Origin of the sequence: Phocaeicola paurosaccharolyticus JCM 15092 (genome assembly GCF_000613805.1) — a bacterium.
GTDB classification, from domain to species: domain Bacteria; phylum Bacteroidota; class Bacteroidia; order Bacteroidales; family Bacteroidaceae; genus Phocaeicola; species Phocaeicola paurosaccharolyticus.
Genome location: NZ_BAJR01000084.1, coordinates 1 through 811 on the forward strand (window position 1 = coordinate 1; position 811 = coordinate 811).

Annotated in this window: 1 protein-coding gene; it reads left to right on the forward strand. The window is 41.2% G+C overall.

Annotation, left to right across the window (positions count from 1 at the left end; all coding sequences use genetic code 11):
* Positions 1-112: 112 nt before the first annotated feature.
* On the forward strand, positions 113-811 hold a 699-nt coding region (locus JCM15092_RS14305; RefSeq protein ID WP_024995230.1), incomplete at its 3' end, for a DUF4372 domain-containing protein.

The following is an 811-nucleotide window of genomic DNA, read 5'->3' on the forward strand; positions in this document are numbered from 1 at the left end:
TTTATTGCTGTCCGATAAAACATTTCTGCGATAATAAAATTAGGGCTGATTCCATTTTCAGGAGTCAGCCCTTTGTGGTTATTTCGCTGTTGCAATACAAAATAAAATAACCATGGGTAAAAGTACACATTTTAGCGGACAGCCGCTCTATAGTCAGATCATAAAATTGCTTGATAAGTCCCAAGTTCTTCAGATGAGTCGCAATTGTGGTGGTGAGCGCTATATTAAGCGCTTCGATTGTTGGACGCATATGGTTGTGATGTTATATGCTGTGATTATGCGCTTTGACTCATTGCGTGAGATTACCGCTTCCTTACAAGCAGAAGCTCGCAAACTGAGCCATCTTGGTCTATCCATAATGACTTCCCGCAGCACTTTATCAGATGCTAATAAACGACGCCCCGAATCCGTGTTTGCATCTATTTACCGTGATTTATACGCCACTTATCGAAGCAGGCTTTCTTCGGACAGCCGAGCATGTAAAGAGGCTAAATGGATGAAACGATTGCAGATTATCGACTCCACTACCATATCGTTGTTCTCCAACCTACTTTTTAAAGGTGTAGGACGTCATCCAAAAAGTGGAAAGAAGAAAGGAGGTATAAAGGTTCATACCGTCATACATGCTAATGAAGGTGTGCCTTCGGATATAAAGTTTACCTCTGCAGCAACCAATGATTCTTTTATGCTCCAACCCACAGCCTTGAGCAAGGGGGATATAATGGCTATGGATCGGGCTTATATTGACTATCAGAAACTGGAACAAATGACGCAAAGAGGAGTGATTTATGTGACAAAGATGAAAAAAAAT